The following is a 26529-nucleotide window of genomic DNA, read 5'->3' on the forward strand; positions in this document are numbered from 1 at the left end:
ATTTATGAAATGATTTTATTTTTAAGCTTTCTATATTGGTATAGCATGGCTAAACGCCATGGTAAAATCATGCAAAGTGCTAATAAAAAGAACATCCCTGCAATTTCGCCAGGATCGATTTCTTTACTTACAAAGAGTTTAATCACTGTTCTAATTACGAGTAACGAAATTAATATGATTGGAAAGGCTTTAGAGCGTTTCATATAAACTTCAGCACCTCGAACCTCGAACCGTGAAGACCAAATTAAAACAGTAGAGAATATTAATCCTAAAATAATACACTCAATAATTTCAGCACCCGTCAATCTAAAATAAGGTACGACAAACATCAATGCGCCGGTTGACATAAATATAGGTGGTAAAATGATTTTTTTCTCATTAACCGGAAATTTTTGTGCTTTCATTCTTACAATGATAACAATAATGCCCATGACAAAGGCCATACCAATTGAAAACACTAAATATATCATGTATTACACCTTCTTCATTACTTATCAAATAGCAATCTTAATCGTCAGTATACCACTATACGAAATAAATTTCAGTAGAATTTTATCGCAAAATTTTATGTCTTTCACCTCGTTAAACTCACGTTGTTCAATCGTATCATCATTGTATGTCAGTGTACTCCAGGTTCACTGATTAACCTCATTCGCTAACATGATACATTTCAACACAAAAAGACCCTCACTAACTACATAGTGAGGGAAAATAAATGTGTCAAAATTTAAATGGTAAACATCGAGGTAAAGCTGATCGTATAATAGGTAAATCGTAAATTCACATTTTTCATCGTTCATTTTGAAATATGATTTCATTCCATCGCATCATTGTTAACTCAAATTGCTTTTAGTATCGCCTTACTAATAATCCAATTTTTAGAATGATGCATTAAAATATTATCTTCTTTTAATTCGTGGATGATATGACCCGTCGTTTCGCGAGACACACTTGCTAAATTACTAATCATTTGAATCGTTAAGAATGATTTGATTTCATAGAATTCATCATTGTCATAACCGATTGTATGACACAAATAAATCAATATTTTAATAATACTTTCTTTAGCACTTTTAGCGTTTAATGCCATGTGATATTCCATTTGCTGTTGTTCATTTTTGCACAGTAATTGATAGATGCGTTTAAATACATTTGCATGATTGAGACATAGATATTCCATAAAGTCTATCGGCACCGAAATAATCACGCAATCAGTAATGGTCGTACACATTTCATTGGTCGTATGTTCTTGGAATAAACTATGCAACGGAAATAATCGACTATCTTTATTTAAAATGCGATAGACGTCGCCATTTTTATTAAAGTGTTCTCTTAAAACATGTCCTTCTAGCAAAAAATACATGTGCGTCATATCATCAGAAGAATAGTAAACGACTTGTCCTTTATTATATTTTCTTGTAATAAATTCATTTTTGTATGGTCGTAATTCGGTGTAAGGTATATGAATAAATTGAGCGAGATGTTCTAAGTATTCTTCACTATGTTCGAGGGTTAGTGAATTATTATTGATCATACATTCTCCTCCTTAGAAACTATCGTTTAATTTGTGTACCCACCTTTCCTTCCAATGCTTCATAAGCATTAGTAAGATTTGTAATAATTACGCGTTGACCATTGCCGCTCTCGAGAAAATCAATTGCCGCTTCAATTTTAGGCAACATTGATCCCTCTTTAAATGTCCCTTGATCAATATAATCTTTCAATGTCGCAACATCCACATCCGTTAACTTCTGTTGATCCGGTTCATTAAAATGAACATAAACATTTTCAACATTAGTTAATATCATCAGTGTATCAGCATCTATCAGTTGTGCCAATTTTTCACTCGCAAAATCTTTATCAATTACAGCTTCTACACCTTCATATGTGTTATGTTGTCTCACTACTGGGATGCCCCCGCCACCGCAAGCAATGATAATATTTTTATCCTCTACCAAATCGCTAATGAGTTTATGTTCTAAAATAGAGACGGGTAGGGGTGAAGGTACAACTTTACGATAGCCACGGCCAGAGTCTTCTTTATATACAGAATCAGGATTTTCTTTTTGAAGCGCTTCGACTTCTGCTTTATCGTAAAATGGACCAATCGGTTTTGTAGGTGTAGACATACGTGGATCTTCAGGATCAACTTCAACACGTGTGATAATGGTACCTGCACGACGCTCACTTTCAATTTCTGTCAATATTCTGTTTATTTCAGTTTCTAACCAAAACCCAATCATTCCTTGTGTCATTGAACCGCAAACATCTAATGGCATGGCAGGTGTTTGTTCACTATCAGCCACAGATTGTTGTATGAGCATATTCCCAATTTGTGGACCATTACCATGTGAAATCACTATATCTGTATCTGTGTTGAATAATGGTTTAAGTGTTTGCATCGTTTGGCGTATCGTATTTCTTTGTGCTTCAGCAGAACCATCGTCTGTTTGGATTGCATTCCCACCTAATGCAATGACAATTTTGTTATTCATAAAATTCACTCCTCTGTTAGAATACATCTACAGCACCGGTTGCTAATCTGTAAATGCCAATAATTGCTAGAATTATAATGATAATGAAGAAGATATAATCTAATTTCGTTAATGATTTTTTATTATTTTTTTGCACTGTTCTATATACAAATAGACCAGGTATATAAAGCAACATGGTTAATAATAGGTAGTCGATACCGGCAGCATATATAAGCCATACCGTGTAAATGGATGCAATAATTCCTATCACCCACTGTTTCGGTGTTGCGCGTTGTTTGGTTAAGTACGTATGTTTAATTTGGAAGAATGCGCTGAACATGTATGGTATTAAGATGGCACTTGATGCGAGAGAGAATGCGAATTGATAAGCGCTTTCTGTGAATAACATACTGATTAAAAAGATTTGTACTAATACATTGGTAATTAATAAAGAATTAACGGGTGCTTTATTTTTATTTTCCTTAGCAAACCATTTAGGGAATAATCCATCTTTTGCGACGATAAATGGTAATTCTCCTGCGAGTAATGTCCAACCTAACCAAGCACCTAAGACTGAAATAATTAATCCAATATTGACGAATATAGAGCCCCAATGACCGACAATTTGTTCTAATACAGCAGCCATAGAAGGATTAGATAATTCTAAAATATGGTTTTGTTGAATAACCCCTTGGGCTAAGACTGTCATTAAGAAATATATGACAAGTACGGATACTAAACCAATAACAGTTGCAGTACCGACATCTTTCTTACTTTTTGCACGACCTGAGAAGACGACAGCACCTTCAATACCTGTGAATACCCAAACCGTTACGAGCATGGTACTTTTCACTTGGTCAAGTGTATCACCCCAGCTAAAGACACCTGCTTCACCACTCGTAATTCCATAAAATCCTTGCATGAACGTATCAAAGTTAAATACAGCAATCATACATACAATGACGAGTAGTATCGGAATTAATTTGGCAACGGTTACAATACTATTGATAAAAGCAGCAGTTTCTACACCTTTTAAAATGAGGTAATGTACACCCCATAACAATACAGAAGCGACTAAGATACTAGGTAATGTATTCCCATCTTTAAAAATCGGGAAGAAATTACCGACTGCAGACATTAATAATGTGGCATAGGCAACGTTACCGAGAAATGCTGCAAACCAATAACCCCAGGCACTTGAAAATCCTATAAAATCTCCGAATCCTACTTGTGCGTAACTATAGATACCACCATCTAAATCCGGTCTTTCATTTGTTAAGTTTTGAAAGACAAAGGCTAAAGAAATCATACCAATAGCTGTAATAACCCAGCCTATGATGATGGCTAAGCCACCTGCTTGATGTCCCATATCATAGATAATATTGAATGCACCGCCACCAATCATTGAACCAATGACGAGACCAATTAGCGACGTTTTACTTAATTTATTTGTATCTGATTCACTCATATGTCATGTCTCCTTTAAATAAAGGAGCAGGTTTAGAGCTACTTATTGATGGTCTGGTTGATAACTGAGGCTGATCAATCGGATCTAAACCTGCTTGTACCTTTTAGTAAATTATCCTAGTGTCGCTGCCATGACAGCTTTGATCGTATGCATACGATTTTCTGCTTGATCAAATACTTTAGAATGTTCACTTCTAAATATCTCGTCAGTGACTTCCATTTCAGTTAAACCGAAATCTTTTTCAATTTGTTGACCATAAACGGTATTTGTATCATGGAATGCTGGTAAGCAATGTAAGAAGATGGTGTCTTTTTTGCCAGTTTTATCAAACAGTTCTTTGTTGACTTGATAATCTTTTAGTAAGTTGATACGGTTTTCAAATTCACTTTCTTCACCCATTGAAACCCATACGTCTGTGTAGATTACATCTGCATCTTTTACACCTTCATCGATACTGTCCGTAATTGTAACTGAACCACCGTCTTGTTTTGCACGTCTTTCAGCAATATCAATGTAATCTTGTGAAGGGAATAATGCTTTAGGTGAACAGATCGTTACATCAACACCGAGCATTGGACCCGCAACTAAGAGTGAGTTTGCGACGTTGTTACGTCCATCACCCACATATGTTAACTTAATGTGATCCAAGTGACCGAAGTTCTCTTTCACTGTCATATAGTCAGCTAACATTTGTGTTGGATGCCATGCGTCAGTTAAACCGTTCCATACAGGTACACCTGAGTATTTAGCTAAGTCTTCTACCAGTTCTTGAGAAAAACCACGGAATTCGATACCATCAAACATTCTTCCTAATACTTTAGCTGTGTCTTCTACGGTTTCTTTTTTACCTAATTGAATGTCGTTTTTACCTAAGAATTCTGGATGCGCACCTAAATCGATAGATGCCACAGTGAATGCAGCTCTTGTACGTGTAGAAGTTTTTTCAAATAACAAAGCGATATTTTTGTGATCTAAGTAACGATGTGGAATGCCATTTTTCTTGTAATATTTCAATGTAATTGCAAAGTCTATTAAATCACTAAATTCTTTTTTAGTAAAATCATCTTCTTTTAAGAAATGTCTTCCTTTTAAGTTAAGTGGTTTTTGAATTTCTGACATAATCTTTTCCTTCTTTCTTTATTTTAGATTTAAGATTAAAATGCATCTATTTACTCGATTAAATATCTTCTCTGTATAATGGTTGGCTCATACATCTTGGGCCGCCTCGTCCACGGACTAACTCACTACCGGTAATTTCGATAACTTTAACGCCTTTATCTCTTAACAATTTGTTTGATACATAGTTTCTATCGTATGTGACTACTACACCTGGACGAATTGTAAGCGTATTAGAACCGTCATTCCATTGTTCACGTGCACCATCAATCACATCTCCGTTACCAGTTGGAATGAGTTCTATATGGTCTAGATGAAGCGCATCTTCTAATGTTTGTTGTAATTTATTCGTATGTGTGATGTTAATATCTTCACCTTGTTCATCTTTTTCTAATGTGAAGATATTTAAGTTACCTTCTTCTTTGAAAATAGCGGCATGCATTGTAAATTTATCGTAATCAATCATCGTAAATACTGTATCTAGATGCATAAATGTACGGCTGTTTGGAATTTCTATAGCGAGTACTTTTTTGAATGTAGATTGATCATCAAATAAAATTTGTCTTGCTAAACGTTCAACTGCTTGAGCTGAAGTACGTTCAGAAATACCGATCGCAACAACTTCTTGAGATAGAATCAACTCATCCCCACCTTCAATGTTGAAAGGTGAATTTCTGTCTAACCACACAGGTGTATTTTCATCTTTAAAACGTGGATGGTATTTCAAAATATACGTCATAAATAAAGATTCACGACGACGTGCGCGCCAATACATGCGGTTAACGGTCATGCCTCGACCTACTGATGCTTGTGGGTCTCTCGTGAAGTAAAGGTTAGGCATTGGATCAAGGTAGAAAGGATAACGATCATCTAAGTATTCAACAAGATGATTCGTTTCTAGTTGAATTTCTTCTTTGCGAACACCTGCCATGATTTTTTCAACTAATGCTTGATTGTCTAAGTCGTTAAAGAGTGCTTTGAGTTCTTTCTCATGTCCCAACACTGTTTTTTGGGATTCTGCCAAAATATCGTCGATGAATTGTTCACGTACAGCTGGATCTTCTATTGCTTCAGCGGTGAGTTGTTCTAAATAAACGACTTCCACGCCTTCATCACGTAATACTTGAGCGAATTTATCATGTTCTTCTTGAGCTACTTTTAAATAAGGAATATCATCAAATAAGAGTCCGCTTAAATGATCAGGTACCAAATTTTCCAGTTCTTTACCTGGTCTTTTAAGTAATACTGTTTTGAGCTCCCCGATTTCATTATTGACATGAATAGGTCCATTTCCCATTTTTATGTCCTCCTTCAACTTTGTTTGACTTTATTATAAAACGGTTTCACTGCGAACTTTGAGAAGTTCTTCACAATGACCATGTACAAAACTTCATATAAAACAGGTATTCAATGCATTAAAACGATAATTTATACACTATAAGCATATAAAACTTGAAGGAATATGCATAATGAGATGAATTGAAAGTAATTAATTTTTCCTATTTTATTTTATATACGTTTTTATGTATTTATAGTCATATTTCAAATTCAAACAAAAATGCGTATAAACCTATAAAAATGATTAAATTTTGTTTTCGAGAAAAATTCTGTATATTACCGTTCAGAAATCCGGTATAATGAAGATGAACCTTATGTATGTATGGGAGCACATGCGAATAAGGAAGGGATTATATGAAAAAGAGTAAACGATTAGACTTAATATCAATCATTGTTAAGGAAAATGACATTCATTCTAAAGCAGAAATTGTAGACTTGATCAATGACTATTTTGGTATTAAGTACAGTGTTTCAACAATAAGTAAAGATTTAGATGAACTTAATATTTATAAAATGCCTACCGTTAATAATGATCGCTGTTATCAGAAAGTCGAGGCTAACGTACAACATGAAGCAAAATCTAAGTTGAAACAATTTTACGAAGAAGAAATTGAAAAGGTCACGATTAAAGAAAACTATCTGATTATCAAAGCATCTCCAGGATTCGCTCAAAGTATTAATTTCTTTATTGATCTCATGCATTTAGATGAAATACTAGGAACAATCGCTGGTAATGATACGATTTTAATACTATCTAAATCAGCTGAATATGCGCATTTTGTTCATTATAAATTATTTAACCATACATACATTGCGAGTTAACGAAAAACACATCAATAGATTTTGACTTCACCTAAAGAATGAAAGCGTCCAAAGCTCAATATTCGTTAACAAATAAAAAATCAAGCATCGATGTCCCTCAGTATGACATCGGTGCTTGATTTATTTATGATTCGGGTAGTTCAAATTTATAAATTTCATCCGAATACGGTTTAATTAATTTTTTACAAATTTGATGCACGAAAAACGCGCATGTGAATGGAATAATTAGGAAAACGAACAGTAGAATGATAATATTCATTGTCGGATCGCCGCCCATTCGGTTATAAGCATTAATCGGTCCCACTAATCCTACATAACCGAATCCAGCAGACATCGGTGTGCCTTGGATATTGGCAAAATAAGCAAGTAAACCCCCAATGATACCGTTAATGATAAGCGGCACCATAATGATTAAATGTTTGAAATAAACAGGAATCATCATTTTCGTAGCACCTGAGAACAACATGACATTGACACCTACTGAATTAATGCGTAGTGACCCAAATAGGAATGTGACGCAGGCTGCCACAATGCCTAAATTCGCTGCACCACTACCTAAACCTGTTAAACCTATCGCCGCCGCAATGGCCACAAGAGAGATCGGCGTCACCATTAATAAAGCAAAGGCGATACAGATTAAGATCGACATGACTAACGGATTTAACTCAGTAAACGTATTGATAATGTTACCTAGTCCCTGTGTCACTTTAGCTACATAAGGGAGTGTGATTAATCCAATGCCTCCACTTACAATTGGTATGAGTATAGGGATTGTTATTAATTCAAACGACCCTAATTTCCCTTGTAGTAAGTAATAGATTAAACAAGCGATCAGGAGGACTAAAATTACATTGATAATGTCACCAATACCGACTAATTGAAAAGCCCCATCCTTAAATTGTACAGCCCCTGATCCTAACTGAGCTGACACACCAATTGTTGTAGCAACTGCCCCATTAAACTTGAAATGATAGGCTGCTAAAACTCCGATTATAAAAGGCATAAAAAATTGAACTAAAACAACCATTTGGAAAAGCGTCTCTAATACCACGTTACCTTCTTTTAGAAACTTCAAAAGCTCACCTAATAAAGCATTAGGAGCTAAAGCAACGACTACACCGATACCTACTGCATTAAGTACATTCATTAAAAACTGTTTAACCGAAACCTTCTCTTGAGCCATAATGTAAGCGCCTCCACCGTTTTTATTAAAAGTAGATTAGCACAAAACGAGGTGAAGCACAATAAAATTTTAGAATATGAATCAATTATATAATTTGTAATTATAATAATTATATTGTACTTCATGGTGAAGTTTCAGTGAAAACGAATAGAATTCTGAAAAAGTGTCCCATGAGTGTCCCACGGACAAAAATTAAGGACTGAGTACCACTTTTACGAGTGGCGCTCAGCCCTTTAATGATGCGTTATTTGGATTTTTTAGGTTTTGTATCCATGTTTTTATTCATCATGTTCATCATTTGATTAATTTTCTTTTGAGAAGGTTTTTGACCCATTTGCATCATCATCATACGTAACATTTCTTCGTTAATTGGAGGATTTTTTTTGAGATAATCGAACATATATTTTCTTGCGAGGAAAAAACCACCAGCCAAACCTGCGATAAGTGCTACGATGATAAGTAAAATTGCTAACCAAGTTGCCATAGTTTCACCCACTTTCCTTTTTACATAAACTGTTTGATGATTTATTTTAATATAGTTAAAAGTCAATAAAATTACATTTCAACTTCCTTATTATATCAATGTTTTAAGCTATTTGTAAAGCGCTGCTGCTATACAAATACAAAAAGTGAAGTGAGTACCACGTCAAGATTATCACATTTGTATACATTGCCTAAGTTAAAGTAATAGCAAGTATCGTTCATGTAATAGGACGTAGCAACTCACTCCACTACAACGATTTCCATTTTAATAGCGAAGCAATCACAGACATACACAATTTGTAGCTGACATATTTTCTAAGTTAATTTATTAAGCGTTGTTTACTTAGAATGTTTGCACTTCGTTTAAAATATTTTCTTTAGTAAAGCCGTATTTTTCAACGACTAAGTCACCAGGTGCACTTGCACCGAATTCATCAATACCGATGACTTTACCTTCTGTACCAACATATTTATGCCAACCAAGTGAAGCAGCCATTTCAATAGCCACACGTTTAGTTATTTCTTTTGGAAGTACAGAAGCTTTATATTCTTCTGATTGTTGATCAAATGCGTTCCAGTTTGGCATTGATACGACGCGCACACCTTTACCTTGGGCATCTAAATCTATTGCTACCTCAATCGCTAATGTCACTTCTGAACCAGAAGCCATCAATAAATACTCAGGTGATTGTTCAGATTCATATACGACGTAACCACCTTTACGCACGCCTTCTTCTACTGTATCTTTATCAAGATCCATGACATCTAATTTTTGACGTGTTAAGACGAGTGATGTTGGTGTGTTTTCAGATTCGAGTGCAACTTCCCAAGCCACACGTGTTTCATTACCATCGGCTGGACGAATCACGTTCATATTTGGAATCGCACGTAATCCCGCTAGTTGTTCGATTGGTTCGTGTGTTGGACCATCTTCACCTACTGCAATTGAATCGTGGGTGAAAATAAAGATAGAATTTAATCCCATTAGTGCTGATAGTCGAAGTGCTGGTTTTAAGTAGTCACTAAATACGAAGAATGTTGCACCGTATGGATGTAATCCGCCGTGAACAGCCATACCATTGACTGCAGCACCCATTGCAAATTCACGCACACCAAACCATACGTTTTTACCTTCTGGTGATGTTTTACTAAAATCAATTGCTTCTTTCACACTAGATTTATTAGAACCTGCTAAGTCGGCTGAACCACCAAAGAATGAAGGTACACTTTTACTTAATACTTGGATGATTTCACCAGAATCTGCTCTTGTCGCATTGCTTGATCCTACTTCAAAGTGTGGCAATTCATCTTTATAACTTATCGGTAATTCTCTATTCATCGCTTGTTTAAATTCTTTAGCTAATTCAGGATAAGATTCACTGTATTGTTCTAACAATTGATTCCATTGTGCTTCATTTTCGTTCGCACGTTTTAACATTGTTTCTTGGAAAATTTCATACACTTCATCAGGTACATTGAAAGTTTGTTCTGGATCAAGATTGTATTGTTCAAATGCTAATTTACGTTCATCTGGTCCAAGTGGTGCACCGTGAACACCATGTGTACCTTGTTTGTTTGGAGCACCAAATCCGATAATTGTTTTAACTTCAATGATTGTTGGACCTTCTTGTGATTTAGCAGTTTCAATCGCATCATTGATTTCATCTAAATCGTTACCATCTTTAACTAAAATATGATTCCAGCCATATGCTTCAAAACGACCTTTGGTATTTTCTGAGAACGCTTTATCTAAGTCACCATCAAGTGAAATATCATTTGAATCATATAGTACAATGAGTTTGTCCAATTTACTATGGCCTGCAAGAGAAGCAGCTTCGTGTGAGATACCTTCCATCAAATCACCATCTGATGCTAAAACGTAAGTATAGTGATCCACAACATGAGCATCTTCTTTATTGAATTTACCTGCTAAATGTTTTTCTGCTAGTGCCATACCTACAGCCATAGCAAAACCTTGGCCAAGTGGTCCAGTAGTGACTTCTACACCATTTGTATGTCCGTATTCAGGATGGCCTGGTGTTTTAGAACCCCATTGTCTAAATGATTTGAGTTCATCTAATTCTAAACTACCTGAAACATGTAATAAGCTATATAGTAAAGCAGAACCGTGGCCCGCTGATAATACAAATCGGTCTCTATTGAAATAATCTTTAGATTGAGGATTGAAATTTAAATGACGTGTCCATAATGTATAAGCCATTGGAGCTGCGCCCATTGGCAAACCTGGATGTCCTGAGTTTGCTTGTTCGATTGCGTCGATACTCAACGCTCTGATTACATCAATTGCTAATTGGTCCTTTTCGTTAAACATCTTAATGACTTCCTTTCTTTTTGCAAGCTTTCGCTCATTATAACTTAAAACAATATTGATTCCCAATCACTTTTATCATTATATGAGCGCTTACATTTAAGGATTAAACATTGTGAACGCTTTCTGAGTGATTTCGTACGACTCGACTGCGTATCAAAATTCTGATTTTTAATCCTCTTCTTTTTTATCTAATTTATCTTTTACCTTTTTAGGGGTAACGTCATTACCTTCTGGGTCTATCACTCTTGTATTTTCAAGCTGTTCTTTGAAGTTCTTTCTAAATGAAGCAAGATAAGCTTTACGTAATTTAGATTGTTCTTTAGCTTCTGCTTCAGTTAAGCCTTGTTCTTTCTTCTTTTTAGCTAGTTCATTAATACGATCTAAATCGACGTGATTCTCCTCTGTCATCCTGTTTCCCACCTTATGTTAATCTAATAAAAATATAACAAAAAAGTGACCGAACCAAAATCGTTTCGCTCACTTTTCTTTATCATATGAAGTTTAATCCGATTTACTGTGCAGCAGCCATAACTGGGTGTTCTTCTTTATGAGAGCTTGGTTGTTCTGATTTTTGTTCATTATCGTTATCGTTCGTAGTTGTTCGTTCGTTTTGTTCGCTATCTACATATTGTGTGTTAATTGTATGATCAGTGACTTCGTACGTTTGTTCTATATTCGCATTTTTGTTCGCACCTATAAGAAAAAGGGTCAAAAAGACTGCAATGACTAGCATTACGGTGATATACATTTTTATATTAGCTTTATTGATAGATATCATTCAATTTCACTCCTAGAACAATTGTTTGTATTATTAACTTAACAGAACGGGTGTTCTCTGTCAACAACAAAACGAACAAATGTTTGTAAAAGTGTTCTACTCGTGCTATAATACAATTAAATAATCATAGGGAGTGCCGAATATGAAAGAATTAACGAAACGTCAAAAGGAAATATTTGAATTTATTCAACACATCGTACAAACGAAAGGTTATCCGCCAAGTGTACGTGAAATCGGATTAGCTGTTGGGTTAGCATCTAGCTCAACTGTTCACGGCCATTTATCTCGTTTAGAAGAGAAAGGATACATTAGAAGAGACCCAACGAAACCACGTGCCATAGAAATTGTTTCTGAAGATATGGAAGAAGAAGTTAATATGGAAGATACCATTCACGTTCCAGTGATTGGTAAAGTAACAGCTGGTATGCCAATTACTGCTGTTGAAAATGTAGAAGAGTATTTCCCACTGCCTGAGCATTTCACTTCTACTCATAACAGTGATATTTTCATCTTAAATGTAGAAGGAGATAGCATGATTGAAGCAGGTATACTAGATGGGGATAAAGTCATTGTTCGCAGTCAAACGATTGCTGAAAATGGTGATATTATCGTTGCCATGACTGAGGATAATGAAGCAACGGTAAAACGATTCTACAAAGAAAAAACACGTTATCGCTTACAACCTGAAAACAGCGCTATGAATCCAATCTATTTACAAAATGTTTCAGTTCTAGGTAAAGTTGTAGGTTTATTCCGAAAATTATAAACTAAAAGCACGACACTCCAAAAAAATAGGAGGTTGAGCAATAATGCTCAGCCTCCTATTTTTCGTCTTTTTTATTTAAAAGTGATTTTACTTTTTCTAAGATATCTTCTGTTTGTTCTGTCGTATGATTTTGTTCTATATTCATAATACCTCATCCCTTACCAGATAAAATTACCCGGTTACACAAAAGCTAAACATTTATCCAGTGTAATTTTCAGTCCAATAAGGTTGACGTTTATCGTTAAAGTCTACCCCGACGCCAAGTGTACTGAATTGACGTTTTAATATATTTTTACGGTGACCTAACGAGTTCATTAAGCCCTCATGCGCATAAATACTACTCATTTGACCATATGCGAGATTTTCACCTGCTGCATTAAAGTGCCAGCCATCATCTTCTAAACGATCAAATGGTGACTCACCCGACTGATTCTCATGATCGAAATAATGATTGTCAGCCATATCTTTACTATGCTTACGAGCAGTGTTTGAAATACCTTCTGAGTAAGATAATGTATTCAAACCATGTTGAACTCTTTCAGCATTTACTAAGTCAAAATTTTGTAATTCAAAACTTTGTGCTAATGATTTAGAAGGTGCACCATACTGTTGTTGCAGTCGATCTTCCATTTCTTCACTGATTTGTAATAACGACGTTAAATTATTGTCATTATGTTCATCATAAAAGACAGTGGTATAAATATGATCTTTTAGAAATATATCGTATTCATCGTTATCTTGAAGGTAATTCGCATTCCCTTTTTTGATACGATCAACAGGATCTCCCAAACGAGATCTAACTACAGATTTCGGGGTGCCATATTTGATTTTTGATTTAGAAGTAATGATATTTTGATTGGTGTACAGCGCATTGACTTTATTATCGATGTAACTCACCATCACAAATTGTTTGTATTCATCTGAGTGGTAAGCGTACCATTTTGTACCATATTCGTTAGAAGTCACACGCTGTGCTTCACCCAATTTATCTTCAACTTCTTCTTTCGTCATGTTCATTTGAATATTATTAATCGAAAATGCTTGTTTATCAGGTAATTGTAATGCCTTATCAGTCACTGAACCGTTATCAGTCACTTCCATTACTTTATCTTTAACACCTTGTTCTAATTCAATCACTGGTTGTGATTCTTTAATCGGTACAACTAAAAACAATACTAATAATACAAGTAAATAGAAGATAAATTTTCTAATGGTTAACACCTACTCAGTTCTAGTCTCTGTCACCGTTAAAAATTGAATTTCTTACAATAACGTAGTCTACTTTTCTTAATGAATTTAAATCATTACCGCCTGCATAAGAGATAGAACTTTGTAAGTCTTGTTGCATTTCAGTTAAAGTGTCTTTCAGTGAACCTTTATGCTCTACAAACATTTTTTTACCTTCAACATTTTTATGTTCACCTTTTTGGAATTCAGAAGCGCTACCGAAATACTCTTTATATCTTTTACCTTCAAGTTCTACTGTTTCTCCAGGTGATTCTTCATGAGCTGCAAATAGTGAACCAATCATCACCATAGAGGCACCAAAGCGGATAGATTTCGCAATATCACCATGTGTACGGATACCACCATCCGCGATCATCGGTTTACGAGCGGCTTTACTACATTGATTGAGGGCAGCTAATTGCCAACCACCAGTACCGAATCCTGTTTTGATTTTAGTAATACAAACTCTACCTGGACCAATACCTACTTTCGTTGCGTCAGCCCCTGCATTCTCAAGTTCACGAACGCCTTCTGGAGTACCGACATTACCTGCAATGACGAAACTTTCAGGAAGATGTTGTTTAATGTGTTTAATCATATTAATCACTGAATCAGAATGACCGTGAGCAATATCAATCGTGATATATTCTGGAGTGAGGTTTTCGTTCTCAAGTGTTTCGATGAAATCAAATTCTCTAGATTTCACACCTACTGAAATTGAGGCGAACAAGCCTTTATCTTGCATTTTTTTAATGAAAAGTTTTCTCGCTGCTTCATCAAAACGATGCATAATATAGAAATAGTCATTTTCAGCAAACCATTCTGCCAATGATTCATTCATAACTGTCTGCATGTTTGCGGGTACAACAGGTAATTTAAATGTTTTTGGTCCAAATTTTACTGTTGTATCACATTCTGAACGACTTTGTACAATACATTTATTTGGTATTAATTGAATATCTTCATAATCAAAAATTTTCATTATAGTATGACCCCTTACATTCATAAAGATAAAAAGATTTTATACATTGAGAAAGGGACATCATTGATTTGCGCATTGATAAATACGTTGCTTCACATAACAATTTTATCCCTAGCTCAAAGTACTTCTTTATTTGTCTAATTATTTCTCAACACCAATAGATTACTATACAGTGTTTCTTTACGAATGTAAACGATATAATACTAAATTACCAACTTGCTTTTCTTACGCCTGGAATTTGACCTTTGTGTGCGTGGTCACGGAAAGCGATACGTGACATTTCGAATTTTCTCATCACGCCTCTTGGACGACCAGTCACTTTGCAACGACGAGTTAAACGTGTAGGTGATGAGTCACGTGGTAATTTTCTAAGTGCTTCGTAATCTCCTTTTGCTTTTAATTCTTTACGTAATTCATAATATTGGTTGACTAATTGTTCTCTTTTTTGTTCTTTGACTACTTTGGATTTTTTAGCCATAAATAGAAACCTCTCCTTTTAATCGTAATAATTACGTTTTATATCTTAACATATTTTACTGAATGCGCAACAATAAATTTTCTTAACACTTCTATTATAGAGGAGTTAGCCGAACTAAGCTATGTTTTGGTATAACCCTTATAAAAGCTCATGAATGATTTTTCCGTCACAAAATATTTCTTTTCTACTATTATAATAGTACAAATAATACAAAACGATTAAAATGACTTATATTAATGATGAATACCTGATTCTTTGTAAAATACAATTCATCTATCAACCATGAATTAAAATAAAGCATCATACATCGAGATCCAATCATCCCCTCACGTTTTAACAATATAGATATTGCATTACGATAGGCCATATGGTACAATTCTACTTCGTAAGCAATAATAGTTTAAAATAATGAAATATTGATATGAAAGGGTGTTAAACTATGCGCGTAAATATAACACTTGCTTGTACAGAAACTGGCGATCGTAATTATATCACTACTAAAAACAAACGTAACAATCCAGAACGTCTTGAATTGAAAAAATATTGCCCAAGATTAGGTAGATATACATTGCATCGTGAAACTAAATAATAAGTTTTTCAAACACTTAATTGAAATAACCTATTATGAGCCAAAGTCACTTTCGTTACATGGTTAGAATCATGTTGAATGATGTTTCAGCTTGATAACCTTGTAACAGAAGTGGCTTTTAATTTTTATTCATTTTACATACGTGTTTGATCCAACTTTTTGAGTTTACATATACATCGCTCACATTATATTCGGAATTTTCTAAACCTTTGGAATTATATTCGCTTTTCTGTAAAAAAACGTTGATTTTAGCGCTTAAAATCATTAAACTATAGATTATATTCATTTTCACACAGTATAGGAGACTGATTGTTATGGCACAAAATAATATGAATCGCGGTCTCAATTCACGTCATATCACAATGATAGCAATTGGCGGCGCGATAGGAACTGGACTTTTTGTTGCCACTGGTAATGTCATTTCACAAGCAGGTCCAGGCGGCGCAATATTAGCATACCTCATTATTGGTATTATGCTATATTTCTTAATGTCTACAGTAGGAGAACTCGCGACCTTTTATCCGGTCTCCGGTTCGTTTAGTTCTTACTCAACGCGCTTTGTAGATAAATCACTCGGCTTCACCATGGGCTGGTTATATTGGATCATGTGGATCCTCGTCGCTAGTGTCGATATCATTATCGCGGCGAGTGTTTTAGATTATTGGGAAATTTTCCGCATTGTTCATCCAGTTGTATGGAGTCTTATCTTTTTAGTATTATTATTCTTATTAAATATTTTCAGTGTAAGAGCTTTTGGAGAAGCTGAATTCTGGCTATCATTAATTAAAGTCGTAACGATTATTGTCTTTATCGTCGTAGGTATACTTACTATTTTTGGTATACTCGGCGGAAAAACATATGGTTTCACAAACTATACGATTGGAGAAGCACCATTTGTGGGTGGCCTATCAGGTTTCTTAGGCGTCCTTCTCGTCGCTGGATTCTCAGTCGGTGGTACAGAGATGATTGCTGTGACTGCTGGGGAATCTAATAATCCTCATAAATCCATACCTAAAGCGATCAGACAAGTGTTCTGGAGAATTTTACTGTTCTACATCCTTTCTATCGCAGTGATTGGTGCGATTATTCCATATAGTGACCCTACTTTATTAAACAAGGATAGCTCAGTGAATCTCAGTCCATTCACAATTGTATTTGATAGAGTGGGTATCGCGTTTGCAGCGTCTGTGATTAACGCAGTCATTCTCACTTCGTTATTATCAGCAGCAAACTCTGGTATTTATACAACAAGTCGTATGTTATTCTCAATGTCTGAAGATAAAACAGCACCCAAATATTTCAGCGCACTCAATCATAAAACCAAACTACCTATGAGAGCGCTATTCACGACTTTTATTACAGTATTAATCGTCATTGTTATCGCACAGTTTAAATCAAATATTATATTTGATTTACTTAATATCATTGGTTCATTAATCATCATTATCTGGGCTTCATGTTTGCTTGCACAAGCGAGATTAAGACGTGCGATTAAAAAACAAGGTAAACGAGTTAAAGACGTATTGCCTTATCGTTCTCCATTGTATCCATTAGGTCCGATACTCGTATCAGCGATATTACTATTCCTATTTTTCGGTAATTCATTTGGTGCTTTAATGGATGGAGACATCGTCAGCGTCATCAGAAACGTGACTCCTATGTTCATCTTGCTCTTAATTTACCTCGTCCATAAAATGATAAATAAAACAAAAACAGTTAAGCTTAATGATATAGATTTAGATTCAAATCATTATCGTTAATGAAAAACCCAGTCGAATCATCGTCCATCGTTACTGAAGTGACCGTTTGAGATCACTCGTATCGACGTACTATTATTCGAACTGGGTATTTCTTTTATTACAGTGTTTTTCTTAGCGGATTATATTGAAAACGCACTTATTTTATAGCCAATTATTATTTTATCCCTCGGACTTATATTGTATAATGAGAGTAAGTTAAGGGAGTTTATAATTGAGGTGAACAAGATGGTCGGACAAACGAATTTATTTGATGATGTATTAAAAACGGAGGAACGTTTCGTAATTGTGGTCCAATCCTTCGAGGAACAAAACAATAGATTACTTAAGCGAACATTGAGAGAATATGGTAGTTTAGATCATGACCAAATGGAAAACCTATTTTCACATTTAAAAGATGTCTTTTTAGAGGAGCCTTTCGAAGATAATCAATCTGCATTTGCGATTACGGTTTATACGAATTTAGATTACGCCGCAGACCAAGTTTATGCACATGTAAAACGTCACCGTGGCAAGCATGATTGGACACAAACAGCAAAATAATGTGCAACATACAGCCTGTTACATATAATAAGTACAACATCATATATCTAAATAAAAGCATCTACGCTAATCCGTTTCTATTTCTTCACAGTCATTGACTGACAAGGCTCAGAAACAAAGCGTAGATGCTTTTTACTGCTTATTCAATACCTAATTCTTTAAGCGCATGCGGAATACCATCATCATCGTGACTTAAAGTCACTTTATCTGCGATGTCTTTCACTTCATCACTAGCGTTGTCCATTGCAACACCACAGCCCACTTCTTTTAACATAGAAACATCATTGGTACTATCACCAAAAGCGACGATGTCTTCCATAGAAAAATCTAGTTTTTGCGTTAATTGTTGAATGGCATTACCTTTTGAAACATCTTTCGCTATAAATTCTAAAAAGAATGGTTTACTCATTGTCACATCGATTTCATCATTAAAATGTTGATCATCCATAGATTGGTATGCCTCACCAATGTTTGATTCATAGCCGACACCCAATACTTTTGGTACTTCCTCTTTAATATATTCTTTAATATCGTCTACTTGTTTCATCGGTAAACCTGTCAGTTCAGATTCAATGTTCATATATTCATGTTCACCTTCATAGATGATATATCCATCTTTATATGTTGCTTTGAAAAATTGTTGATCTCGTAAATAGTCAATGATTTGGTCGTATTGTTCCTTATCAATAGTTTGGCTGACTTCAACACTTTCATCAGCAACTTTAATGGTTTGACCACCATTATAACTGATTAGGTAACTACCAAAACGGTCCATCTGTAGTTCTCGTGCAGTTGGTAACATACCTTCAGTTGGACGACCTGAAGCTAATATTAAATGATATCCCGCTTCTTGCACTTTCACTAAATAGTCTTTTGTTGCTGAACTTACTTCATTATCTGAATTAAGTAAAGTATCGTCCATATCTGTAACGATTGCTTTATAGTTACTCATCGTGTTCCCCTCCGTCTTTCATTGTATCACCATCTATTCTACAATAAATTAGCTCGCTGGGTACACTATTTCAGTTACAATACCTGATTCATTGATCGTAACAATCTCTGACGTACACTGAGGCAATCGGCTTCTTAATGTTCTCACGAGTTCACCGCTATGCGCTTGATGAATCAAGGTTAAAACTGTCGGACCCGCGCCACTAATCACCGTCGCATATGCGTGTTTAGATTGGGCTAACTGTTTGATATCATTAAATTCTGGAATAAGTGATTGACGATAAGGTTCATGGAGTTGATCTTGTTCCATCATCTTACCTGCCAGCGCATAATTATGTTGTATCAACGCGCTAAGCATGGTATTACTAATTGCACTACTTTGTACCGCTTGTTGATGTGTCATTGTCTCTGGTAATGCTTGTCGTGCTTCCGTCGTTTTAAGCTCATAGCTAGGCACGGTAATGACGACATCAACTTGTGGCACATCAATATATGAAATATCAGTATCGCCAGTGTCTGGGTTAAAATAACCTACCACTAATCCTCCATAGATCGTCGATGCAACATTATCCGGATGTCCTTCAAACTCCGTCGCTAATTGCAATAACTCATATTTAGATAACTGTAACGCACCAAAATGATTCGCGATATATAATGCAGCTACAAGTGCGGATGCTGAAGAACCAAGCCCTCTCGCCATCGGAATGTCACTCCGCATCTCGATATCTAAATTTGGTAATGTGATACCAAAGCGTGTCGCCACACGTTGCGCAATTTGATAGATATAGTGCGTTTCGTCATTAGGTAATTCGTCCACATTAGGACCTAAGTGTTTAAAGCACCAACGATTTTGATCATTTCGTTTAGCGGTAATGTCTAGGAACTTATTTAATGCCATACCTATAGAATCAAATCCAACCCCTAGATTAGCTGTAGAAGCGGGAACTTTAAGATGCAAAACACCTTCCATACTACAGCACACCCTTAATATAATTTAGGATACTTTCTCTATCATTTGCGAGCGGTTGAATGGGATTATCTAGTAGTGAAATCGCTGTATCTGGATCTTTCAAACCATTACCTGTTAATACTGCGACCACACGTTTGCCTTGTGGTAATTGACCAGCGCGATGTAATTTAATTAATCCTGCAATGGAAGCATTACTCGCTGGCTCACTAAACACACCTTCAGTCGATGCTAATTTTTGATAAGCTTCTAATATTTCTTCATCTGTTACGCTATCAATTTGCCCATTTGACTCTTCAAGTGCTGCTGTCGCTTTATCCCAACTTGCAGGATTACCGATTCGGATTGCAGTCGCTACTGTTTCTGGATTTTTAACGACCTTATTTTGTACGATTGGGGCTGCACCTGCTGCTTGGAACCCAAATAACTGAGGAAGTCCACTATCGTTTTCTTCATGATATGTTTTAAATCCTTTCCAATAAGCCGTAATATTTCCTGCGTTACCAACTGGAATCGCTAAAATATCAGGTGCTTGTCCATCGAGTTGTTGTACCACTTCAAATGGACCAGTTTGCTGCCCTTCAATACGATAGGGATTCACAGAATTCACAAGCGCAATGTCGCCATCTTTTGCGACTTCCTTAACGATCTCTAATGCTTCATCAAAATTGCCTTCAATAGAAACGATTTCTGCACCATACATGACTGCTTGCGATAATTTTCCTAACGCGATCTTTCCTTCTGGTATAACCACAATCGCTTTTAATCCTGCTCTTGCTGCATAGGCTGCGGCTGATGCTGACGTATTACCCGTAGAAGCACAAATTACGACCTTTTTCCCTTCTTCTTTGGCTTTGGCCATCGCTACAGACATACCTCTATCTTTGAAAGAACCTGTCGGATTTGCACCTTCATATTTTACATAGAGTTCAATCCCTAATTCTTTAGATAGTGTTTTGCAATATATGAGGGGTGTGTTCCCTTCATTTAATGTAATATGAGGTGTTTTGTCACTTACTGGTAAATATGCTTTAAACTCTTCTACTAAACCTTGCCATCTTTTCATCATTCTTTAAACCCCTTCTACTGGATAAATTTTTTCCACCTTAAACCCTTCATTTTCAATATAGGATTGTGGATCTGTATCTATCCCCATAATTAATAGTGCAACTGAATGTTGATCACGCGTTTTTATATCAAGTGACTTGTGTATAGGTAATGCTTTTTTGATTGCTTGTGACATGTCTTCGATATCTTGCCCTTCAGTATGAATCACCACATAGTAATTTTGCTTTTCTTTAATAGAAATAGCCTGGTCACTATCGATGAGTGCTTTCGTTTTCTCCGTTTTCATCTCAAAATGCGGTGGTAGAGTATGCAAGTTTGATTCAAACTGTAGCGCAACATTTAATAAGTCACTTGCCACTGCACTACCTGTCGCTAAACTTCCTGCCCCTTTTCCGTAAAACATTGTTTCACCTACTGCATCACCAATGACGTAAATCGCATTGTATTCATAATCAACTGCAGAGAGTTGGTGAGATTTGTGAACCAACGTCGGTTTTACAGAAGCAGTCACTTTGCCTTGATCATACGTGCCTTTCCCTATCAGTTTAATATTACAATCAAAAGCTTCAGCAGCTTCAATATCAGCAAGCGCGACCTCTCTTATACCTGTACGTTCTACATCTGCGAGATTGATCACTTGGTTGAATGATAAATAAGAAGTGATGACGACTTTACGTGCAGCATCAATACCTTCCACATCATCTGTCGGATCAGCTTCCGCAAAGCCTAGTTCCTGTGCCTCTTCAAGCGCTTGTTCAAAAGACGTATGTTCGTGTGTCATTTTCGTTAAAATAAAGTTCGATGTTCCATTCAGTATCCCCATGAATTTGTTAATATTATTGGCATTTAATCCATTATTGATCGCGTTCACAATAGGAATACCGCCTGCGACGCTCGCTTCATATTTTAGCGCCACACCTTGTTCTTCTGCTAAAGCTTCTAACTCTTTTAAATGTACAGCTAGTAAATCTTTATTCGCTGTAATCACATGTTTCCCTTGTTTCAATGCTTGCTTTAACCAATCAACAGTCGGTTCTATACCTCCCATTACTTCAACGACGATATCAACCTCATCATCAGCTAATATTTCATTGATATCTTCTGTGAGATGATAACGAGAAATATTAATCGGGCGAGGTTTATTTTTATCTCTTACTAAAATATGTTGAATATGTATATCTTTGTTGATGGTTGCTTTAATTTGGTCATAATTTTCCTCAATAATCTTCACGACGCCAGACCCTACAGTCCCGAGTCCGAGTATTGCTATATTTAATACTTTCATAGTCATTCATCTCCTGTGTTTTTCATAAAAAGACAATTGTACTCTTGATAAATACTTCATAATGGTATAGTATAAGTTCATTCCTAAATTTTGTAAAGTTCGTAATATTTAGAATACGTACATATACTATCATTATCTAAGTTAAATTGAAATATAATTTTCTGATTTTTTGAAAGGTTGGTCAAATTATGAAAGTAACGAAATTCGGAGGAAGTTCAGTTGCAAATGCAACACAGATTAAGAAAGTCTTAAAGATAATTAACAGCGATACTGAACGTCAAATTGTCATTGTGTCAGCACCTGGCAAACGTCATGCAGAAGACACTAAAACCACCGACCTACTCATACGCTTATATGAAAAAGTATGTGCTGATTTAGATTACACTGCGAAAAAAAATGAAATCCTTCAGCGATATGGAGATATTATTGCTGAATTGAACATGTCAGATGAACTACTATCAACAATGGATGAAACGTTAGAACATTATATCTCAACCTACAAAGAGAAGCACAATCGCTTGTTAGATGCATTATTATCTTGTGGAGAAGATTTCAACGCGCAACTCATTGCGAGTTACAATCATAGCCAAGGTATTCCTACACGTTATGTCTCTCCGAAAGAAGCAGGCATCATGGTTACTGATTTGCCTCAAAATGCTCAAATCATAGATGAAGCATATGAAAAAATATATCAATTAAATAACTATGAGGAAAAATTAATTATTCCGGGCTTTTTTGGTTATTCACGCTCAAACCATATCGTGACGTTCCCTAGAGGAGGTTCTGATATTACAGGTGCCATCATTGCTAGAGGGGTACGAGCAGAACTCTATGAGAATTTTACAGATGTGTCGGGCATCTTCCGGGCAAATCCAACGGTCATTAAGCATCCAGAAATTATTAAAGAAGTGACTTATAGAGAAATGAGGGAGCTTTCTTATGCAGGTTTTGGGGTGTTTCACGATGAAGCGTTACAACCGCTCTATAAAGATAGAATTCCAGTAGTTATTAAAAATACCAATGCACCAGAAGATCCAGGTACGCTGATACAACATGACCGAGAAATTAATAAAGAAAATGTGATTTGTGGGATTAGTTGTGACAAAGGCTTTACTGTGATCAGCGTGAAAAAATATTTAATGAATAAACAAGTGGGCTTTATTAAGAAGATATTGGCGATATTTGAGGATTACGATATTTCTTTTGATCATATGCCTTCTGGAATAGATAATGTGAGCTTTATTATGAGAACGAGCGCAATCAAAGGTAAGGAAAAATTTGTGCTCAATGCAATTCAGAAGAAATGTGACGTCGATGAATTATACATTGATGATAATTTAGCAATCTTAATGATCGTAGGTGAAGGCATGTATAGTACAATCGGGACTGCAAACTGTATTACCCATGCTTTAGCGAAAGATCAAATTAATTTAAAAATGATTAACCAAGGTTCTTCAGAGATCTCGATGATGTTTGGTATCGATTTAGAAGATGCAGATAAAGCAGTCATTGCGACGTATCGATATTGTTTTTCGTCCAAATGTTAGAGACTCAGTGATTAATTGAAAAAATAAAAATGACAGAGTGCTATCGCAAATGATAAACGACTTTCATATCGTTCATCTTTTGCATCAACTCTGTCATTTATTTTGATCGTATTTTTCATTTTCAACAGCCGCTTCAATACGATCTTGCCCTACGACAGTACGTAAGAGCACGTATTGGAAATAACTTAAAGCATCAATCACTTCACGGAATGACGGGGGTTGTAGCGGTTGAACCATAGGATCTAAAAGCTCATACATCAGTACAATTTCAGGTTTTATGTAATCGACATCCCATTTGAGTGAGTGGTAATAAATATATTTTTCTGGCAAGCGAATATTATCGTCCATTCGGAATAACCATTCATCATCAATCACGTCATATACGCCGACCACAATTAATAATGAAGGTCCATAATAAATGTTCACGCATCTAATTGTTCGAACATCTAACTCGTTAAGATCATAACTCGTACGTTTAGCATCAAAGCCTTTAAAATGATATTGATGCGGTACGATTCTCAACAATTCACCTAAATTCGCTCGTTTCACACTGATGTCAATTTTGTCACTGATATCAAACGCATCTTCCATAAATAATCTTTTTGCAATACGTCCCCCAAATTTAAATAACTCACTGCCTTCTCTAAGCAGTTTTGATATAAGAAATTCGGAGTTCGATTGTTCCTTTAGCATAATGCGTCACTCCTTAGCAAGCGCTTACATGATTATTATATGCTGATTGTATGATATTTTCAAATAGTTCATAGTAATTGTAATCATGCATAAATGATATATTATACAGTTAAATTTCCTATATAATATATTGCATCTTCTTGAGTCGCTTTAGTTTCAAGAGGATAATTTAATAACACGTGATTTGAGGCCGATTGAAATAAGTATGATTGAATTTGGGCGGTTTCAAAATGATTGCGGTATAACTCATCTCCCGCTATATAATCAGCGATAAAAAAGTATGTATGTATTTTGAATTGTTCCAATGCTGGTCTCATAGACATGCCTTCCAATTGATGCTGCTCATGATTGACTCTCGCATCTGCAAGTATAATATTAAACGGGGTGTATTTACTTACATATTTGATGATATCAGTTGAATATGAAAAGACACTGACTTTAATATTTCTTTCCTTCAGTGTATCAATCAATTTATAAGCGGTTGGATGATTATCGAATACAATGACATCATTTTCCGAAATCTGCTTCAGTCGTTCGCTTAACAGCTGATCGTGATAACACATGGATGGTCACTCCTAATCGAATGTGGTTATTTCTTTATTTTAAAGTATGAAAGAAACATTTCGCAACTGACATAGATGCTTTCTTTTCCCTTATCACGCTTTCCTTCGATTCAACAATAAAAATATATTTGACGTCTTCATATTTTAAGATAAAATGAGGTTAATAAAATTTTCAACAGAATGGATGAGCACAATGTTTTTATCTTTTATATTAATAGTCATTATCGTACTATTAATCATTGCTATCATGATCGAGCACCACGTGTTGCAAAACAAAATTGAAACGGAACAATATGCAAAAAATCAAGTTGTAACGAAAGTACATAGTATTACCGCTGAGAACACTGAATTGAAAAGTCAATTGTTCGATAGCGGTATGGATGCTAATTCTCATCACTATGGCATTCGTAAAGCCAAACATGATTTAACTGAGATTTTAAACAACTTAAAAAATCAACGTGATATTGCTTATTACGAAATTATAGCGACCGATCGCTTTGCGGTAAAACATCCGTTATTCGAAGATGTACGTCACTTTGATTATATCGTTTTAACTGACAAAGGCATTTTCAGTTTAGATATTAAACACTGGAAACAGAAAACGTTTTATCACTTTACTGTAGGCGGCAATGCAAATCAAGTTGCGGCACAACATCAAGATTTAACCGATGAACAACGTGTAGGTCACTACATTGCTGAACAATATCATAGTCAGTTTAAATCTCCGAATGAAGCAACCTACACCTTTGTTGAACAAATTAAAAATAATAAGGTCAGTTATCAATTTTACGATTATGATCCTTATGAGAAAGCAAAACAAAGTAATAAAGAGATTGCTGAAAAAGTATCAACTTATCTTAAACAAAATATTCCAAGTATTGGGCTTGTCTATTTTACAGATGGTAGCGTCAATATTATTGATGGCGTCTATCGTTCGAATAAAAATACAGAAACATTATCTTCTAAATCTTCATTGGAACAAGTCATCACAGACACTGTAACTTCTCAAACAGAAGCGATATCAAAAGCACAATTTAATGATTTGCTTCAACATATTCATTAACACACATATTCATAGGTAATGCGGATATGAATCATAAAAACGGTCTGAACATAATC

At 35.4% G+C, this 26529-nt stretch carries 27 protein-coding genes; 7 read left to right on the forward strand and 20 right to left on the reverse strand.

Going from position 1 to position 26529, the window contains the following annotated elements:
• Positions 1-2: 2 nt before the first annotated feature.
• The 6 genes from ACSBRB_RS02295 to arcA form a co-directional block, all read right to left on the reverse strand.
• Positions 3-470 carry a CcdC family protein gene (locus ACSBRB_RS02295; protein WP_435031433.1) on the reverse strand — a complete coding sequence of 156 codons (468 nt, stop codon included), beginning with the start codon at positions 468-470 and terminating at the stop codon, positions 3-5.
• Between the two features lie 368 nt (positions 471-838).
• A complete protein-coding gene (locus tag ACSBRB_RS02300) occupies positions 839-1534 on the reverse strand; it encodes a Crp/Fnr family transcriptional regulator (protein WP_435031434.1) in 696 nt (231 codons plus the stop codon).
• A gap of 19 nt (positions 1535-1553) precedes the next feature.
• Entirely contained in the window at positions 1554-2495 is a 942-nt protein-coding gene (gene arcC / locus ACSBRB_RS02305) for a carbamate kinase (RefSeq protein ID WP_435031435.1), read from the reverse strand.
• Positions 2496-2511: 16 nt separating this feature from the next.
• The gene (arcD, locus tag ACSBRB_RS02310) at positions 2512-3942 is read right to left on the reverse strand and encodes an arginine-ornithine antiporter (protein WP_435031436.1); all 1431 of its coding nucleotides are present in this window, start codon (positions 3940-3942) and stop codon (positions 2512-2514) included.
• A 111-nt stretch (positions 3943-4053) separates the two neighbouring features.
• Entirely contained in the window at positions 4054-5061 is a 1008-nt protein-coding gene (gene argF, locus ACSBRB_RS02315; protein WP_435031437.1) for an ornithine carbamoyltransferase, read from the reverse strand.
• Between the two features lie 58 nt (positions 5062-5119).
• Positions 5120-6355: an arginine deiminase gene (gene arcA / locus ACSBRB_RS02320; RefSeq protein WP_435031438.1), complete on the reverse strand. Its 1236-nt coding sequence runs from the start codon at positions 6353-6355 to the stop codon at positions 5120-5122.
• Positions 6356-6750: 395 nt separating this feature from the next.
• Here arcA and ACSBRB_RS02325 point away from each other — a divergent pair, with 395 nt between their 5' ends.
• On the forward strand, positions 6751-7218 hold the full coding sequence (locus ACSBRB_RS02325) for an arginine repressor (protein WP_435031439.1): 468 nt from the start codon (positions 6751-6753) through the stop codon (positions 7216-7218).
• Positions 7219-7342: 124 nt separating this feature from the next.
• Here the strand turns inward: ACSBRB_RS02325 and ACSBRB_RS02330 are convergent, their stop codons facing one another.
• The 5 genes from ACSBRB_RS02330 to sosA form a co-directional block, all read right to left on the reverse strand.
• Positions 7343-8401, reverse strand: a complete 1059-nt coding sequence (locus ACSBRB_RS02330; RefSeq protein WP_435031440.1) for a PTS sugar transporter subunit IIC — start codon at positions 8399-8401, stop codon at positions 7343-7345.
• 244 nt (positions 8402-8645) lie between these two features.
• Entirely contained in the window at positions 8646-8885 is a 240-nt protein-coding gene (locus ACSBRB_RS02335; protein ID WP_059106936.1) for a YneF family protein, read from the reverse strand.
• Positions 8886-9227: 342 nt separating this feature from the next.
• On the reverse strand, positions 9228-11216 hold the full coding sequence (gene tkt, locus ACSBRB_RS02340; RefSeq protein ID WP_435031441.1) for a transketolase: 1989 nt from the start codon (positions 11214-11216) through the stop codon (positions 9228-9230).
• Positions 11217-11384: 168 nt separating this feature from the next.
• Positions 11385-11624 carry a DUF896 domain-containing protein gene (locus tag ACSBRB_RS02345; RefSeq protein ID WP_435031442.1) on the reverse strand — a complete coding sequence of 80 codons (240 nt, stop codon included), beginning with the start codon at positions 11622-11624 and terminating at the stop codon, positions 11385-11387.
• 103 nt (positions 11625-11727) lie between these two features.
• Complete coding sequence (gene sosA, locus ACSBRB_RS02350) at positions 11728-11994, reverse strand: DNA damage-induced cell division inhibitor SosA (protein WP_435031443.1); 267 nt, start codon at positions 11992-11994, stop codon at positions 11728-11730.
• A gap of 142 nt (positions 11995-12136) precedes the next feature.
• On the opposite strand from sosA, the gene lexA reads away from it, so the two are divergent.
• Complete coding sequence (gene lexA / locus ACSBRB_RS02355; protein WP_435031444.1) at positions 12137-12760, forward strand: transcriptional repressor LexA; 624 nt, start codon at positions 12137-12139, stop codon at positions 12758-12760.
• 198 nt (positions 12761-12958) lie between these two features.
• Here lexA and ACSBRB_RS02360 read toward each other — a convergent pair whose 3' ends face one another.
• The 3 genes from ACSBRB_RS02360 to rpsN form a co-directional block, all read right to left on the reverse strand.
• Positions 12959-13981: a CAP domain-containing protein gene (locus ACSBRB_RS02360; RefSeq protein WP_435031445.1), complete on the reverse strand. Its 1023-nt coding sequence runs from the start codon at positions 13979-13981 to the stop codon at positions 12959-12961.
• A gap of 10 nt (positions 13982-13991) precedes the next feature.
• A complete protein-coding gene (gene guaC / locus ACSBRB_RS02365; RefSeq protein WP_435031446.1) occupies positions 13992-14969 on the reverse strand; it encodes a GMP reductase in 978 nt (325 codons plus the stop codon).
• Between the two features lie 208 nt (positions 14970-15177).
• Positions 15178-15447: a 30S ribosomal protein S14 gene (gene rpsN / locus ACSBRB_RS02370; protein ID WP_059106929.1), complete on the reverse strand. Its 270-nt coding sequence runs from the start codon at positions 15445-15447 to the stop codon at positions 15178-15180.
• A gap of 439 nt (positions 15448-15886) precedes the next feature.
• On the opposite strand from rpsN, the gene rpmG reads away from it, so the two are divergent.
• The 3 genes from rpmG (at position 15887) to ACSBRB_RS02385 (ending at position 18336) form a co-directional block, all read left to right on the forward strand.
• A complete protein-coding gene (gene rpmG, locus ACSBRB_RS02375; RefSeq protein WP_083498155.1) occupies positions 15887-16036 on the forward strand; it encodes a 50S ribosomal protein L33 in 150 nt (49 codons plus the stop codon).
• Between the two features lie 314 nt (positions 16037-16350).
• Complete coding sequence (locus ACSBRB_RS02380) at positions 16351-17796, forward strand: amino acid permease (protein ID WP_435031447.1); 1446 nt, start codon at positions 16351-16353, stop codon at positions 17794-17796.
• Between the two features lie 225 nt (positions 17797-18021).
• The gene (locus tag ACSBRB_RS02385) at positions 18022-18336 is read left to right on the forward strand and encodes a hypothetical protein (RefSeq protein WP_435031448.1); all 315 of its coding nucleotides are present in this window, start codon (positions 18022-18024) and stop codon (positions 18334-18336) included.
• Between the two features lie 139 nt (positions 18337-18475).
• Here the strand turns inward: ACSBRB_RS02385 and ACSBRB_RS02390 are convergent, their stop codons facing one another.
• The 4 genes from ACSBRB_RS02390 to ACSBRB_RS02405 are packed head-to-tail and all read right to left on the reverse strand — an operon-like array spanning position 18476 to position 22607.
• Positions 18476-19288: a Cof-type HAD-IIB family hydrolase gene (locus tag ACSBRB_RS02390; RefSeq protein WP_435031449.1), complete on the reverse strand. Its 813-nt coding sequence runs from the start codon at positions 19286-19288 to the stop codon at positions 18476-18478.
• A 48-nt stretch (positions 19289-19336) separates the two neighbouring features.
• Positions 19337-20257, reverse strand: coding sequence for a homoserine kinase (gene thrB / locus ACSBRB_RS02395; RefSeq protein ID WP_435031450.1), 921 nt, complete (start codon positions 20255-20257; stop codon positions 19337-19339).
• A 1-nt stretch (position 20258) separates the two neighbouring features.
• A complete protein-coding gene (gene thrC / locus ACSBRB_RS02400) occupies positions 20259-21320 on the reverse strand; it encodes a threonine synthase (protein ID WP_435031784.1) in 1062 nt (353 codons plus the stop codon).
• Positions 21321-21326: 6 nt separating this feature from the next.
• Positions 21327-22607, reverse strand: coding sequence for a homoserine dehydrogenase (locus ACSBRB_RS02405; protein WP_435031451.1), 1281 nt, complete (start codon positions 22605-22607; stop codon positions 21327-21329).
• Positions 22608-22795: 188 nt separating this feature from the next.
• On the opposite strand from ACSBRB_RS02405, the gene ACSBRB_RS02410 reads away from it, so the two are divergent.
• Positions 22796-24154, forward strand: coding sequence for an aspartate kinase (locus ACSBRB_RS02410; RefSeq protein ID WP_435031452.1), 1359 nt, complete (start codon positions 22796-22798; stop codon positions 24152-24154).
• Between the two features lie 93 nt (positions 24155-24247).
• Here the strand turns inward: ACSBRB_RS02410 and ACSBRB_RS02415 are convergent, their stop codons facing one another.
• Both ACSBRB_RS02415 and ACSBRB_RS02420 read right to left on the reverse strand, forming a co-directional pair.
• Positions 24248-24847: a hypothetical protein gene (locus tag ACSBRB_RS02415; RefSeq protein ID WP_435031453.1), complete on the reverse strand. Its 600-nt coding sequence runs from the start codon at positions 24845-24847 to the stop codon at positions 24248-24250.
• 101 nt (positions 24848-24948) lie between these two features.
• Entirely contained in the window at positions 24949-25410 is a 462-nt protein-coding gene (locus tag ACSBRB_RS02420) for a sugar phosphate isomerase family (protein WP_435031454.1), read from the reverse strand.
• A gap of 193 nt (positions 25411-25603) precedes the next feature.
• Here ACSBRB_RS02420 and ACSBRB_RS02425 point away from each other — a divergent pair, with 193 nt between their 5' ends.
• Complete coding sequence (locus ACSBRB_RS02425; protein ID WP_435031455.1) at positions 25604-26473, forward strand: hypothetical protein; 870 nt, start codon at positions 25604-25606, stop codon at positions 26471-26473.
• Positions 26474-26529 lie beyond the last annotated feature (56 nt).

The sequence above is a fragment of the Staphylococcus auricularis genome (genome assembly GCF_051172115.1).
GTDB lineage: Bacteria > Bacillota > Bacilli > Staphylococcales > Staphylococcaceae > Staphylococcus > Staphylococcus auricularis_A.

Coding starts and splice junctions, on each gene's coding strand:
- ACSBRB_RS02425 (WP_435031455.1), top strand. CDS start 25,604: ATGTTTTTATCTTTTATATTAATAGTCATTATCGTACTATTAATCATT.
- ACSBRB_RS02420 (WP_435031454.1), bottom strand. CDS start 25,410: ATGTGTTATCACGATCAGCTGTTAAGCGAACGACTGAAGCAGATTTCG.
- argF (WP_435031437.1), bottom strand. CDS start 5,061: ATGTCAGAAATTCAAAAACCACTTAACTTAAAAGGAAGACATTTCTTA.
- ACSBRB_RS02380 (WP_435031447.1), top strand. CDS start 16,351: ATGGCACAAAATAATATGAATCGCGGTCTCAATTCACGTCATATCACA.
- rpsN (WP_059106929.1), bottom strand. CDS start 15,447: ATGGCTAAAAAATCCAAAGTAGTCAAAGAACAAAAAAGAGAACAATTA.
- ACSBRB_RS02415 (WP_435031453.1), bottom strand. CDS start 24,847: ATGCTAAAGGAACAATCGAACTCCGAATTTCTTATATCAAAACTGCTT.
- ACSBRB_RS02385 (WP_435031448.1), top strand. CDS start 18,022: ATGGTCGGACAAACGAATTTATTTGATGATGTATTAAAAACGGAGGAA.
- arcA (WP_435031438.1), bottom strand. CDS start 6,355: ATGGGAAATGGACCTATTCATGTCAATAATGAAATCGGGGAGCTCAAA.
- lexA (WP_435031444.1), top strand. CDS start 12,137: ATGAAAGAATTAACGAAACGTCAAAAGGAAATATTTGAATTTATTCAA.
- rpmG (WP_083498155.1), top strand. CDS start 15,887: ATGCGCGTAAATATAACACTTGCTTGTACAGAAACTGGCGATCGTAAT.
- sosA (WP_435031443.1), bottom strand. CDS start 11,994: ATGATATCTATCAATAAAGCTAATATAAAAATGTATATCACCGTAATG.
- thrC (WP_435031784.1), bottom strand. CDS start 21,320: ATGAAAAGATGGCAAGGTTTAGTAGAAGAGTTTAAAGCATATTTACCA.
- ACSBRB_RS02405 (WP_435031451.1), bottom strand. CDS start 22,607: ATGAAAGTATTAAATATAGCAATACTCGGACTCGGGACTGTAGGGTCT.
- thrB (WP_435031450.1), bottom strand. CDS start 20,257: ATGGAAGGTGTTTTGCATCTTAAAGTTCCCGCTTCTACAGCTAATCTA.
- ACSBRB_RS02390 (WP_435031449.1), bottom strand. CDS start 19,288: ATGAGTAACTATAAAGCAATCGTTACAGATATGGACGATACTTTACTT.
- arcD (WP_435031436.1), bottom strand. CDS start 3,942: ATGAGTGAATCAGATACAAATAAATTAAGTAAAACGTCGCTAATTGGT.
- ACSBRB_RS02330 (WP_435031440.1), bottom strand. CDS start 8,401: ATGGCTCAAGAGAAGGTTTCGGTTAAACAGTTTTTAATGAATGTACTT.
- ACSBRB_RS02410 (WP_435031452.1), top strand. CDS start 22,796: ATGAAAGTAACGAAATTCGGAGGAAGTTCAGTTGCAAATGCAACACAG.
- tkt (WP_435031441.1), bottom strand. CDS start 11,216: ATGTTTAACGAAAAGGACCAATTAGCAATTGATGTAATCAGAGCGTTG.
- arcC (WP_435031435.1), bottom strand. CDS start 2,495: ATGAATAACAAAATTGTCATTGCATTAGGTGGGAATGCAATCCAAACA.
- ACSBRB_RS02335 (WP_059106936.1), bottom strand. CDS start 8,885: ATGGCAACTTGGTTAGCAATTTTACTTATCATCGTAGCACTTATCGCA.
- ACSBRB_RS02300 (WP_435031434.1), bottom strand. CDS start 1,534: ATGATCAATAATAATTCACTAACCCTCGAACATAGTGAAGAATACTTA.
- ACSBRB_RS02295 (WP_435031433.1), bottom strand. CDS start 470: ATGATATATTTAGTGTTTTCAATTGGTATGGCCTTTGTCATGGGCATT.
- ACSBRB_RS02345 (WP_435031442.1), bottom strand. CDS start 11,624: ATGACAGAGGAGAATCACGTCGATTTAGATCGTATTAATGAACTAGCT.
- ACSBRB_RS02325 (WP_435031439.1), top strand. CDS start 6,751: ATGAAAAAGAGTAAACGATTAGACTTAATATCAATCATTGTTAAGGAA.
- guaC (WP_435031446.1), bottom strand. CDS start 14,969: ATGAAAATTTTTGATTATGAAGATATTCAATTAATACCAAATAAATGT.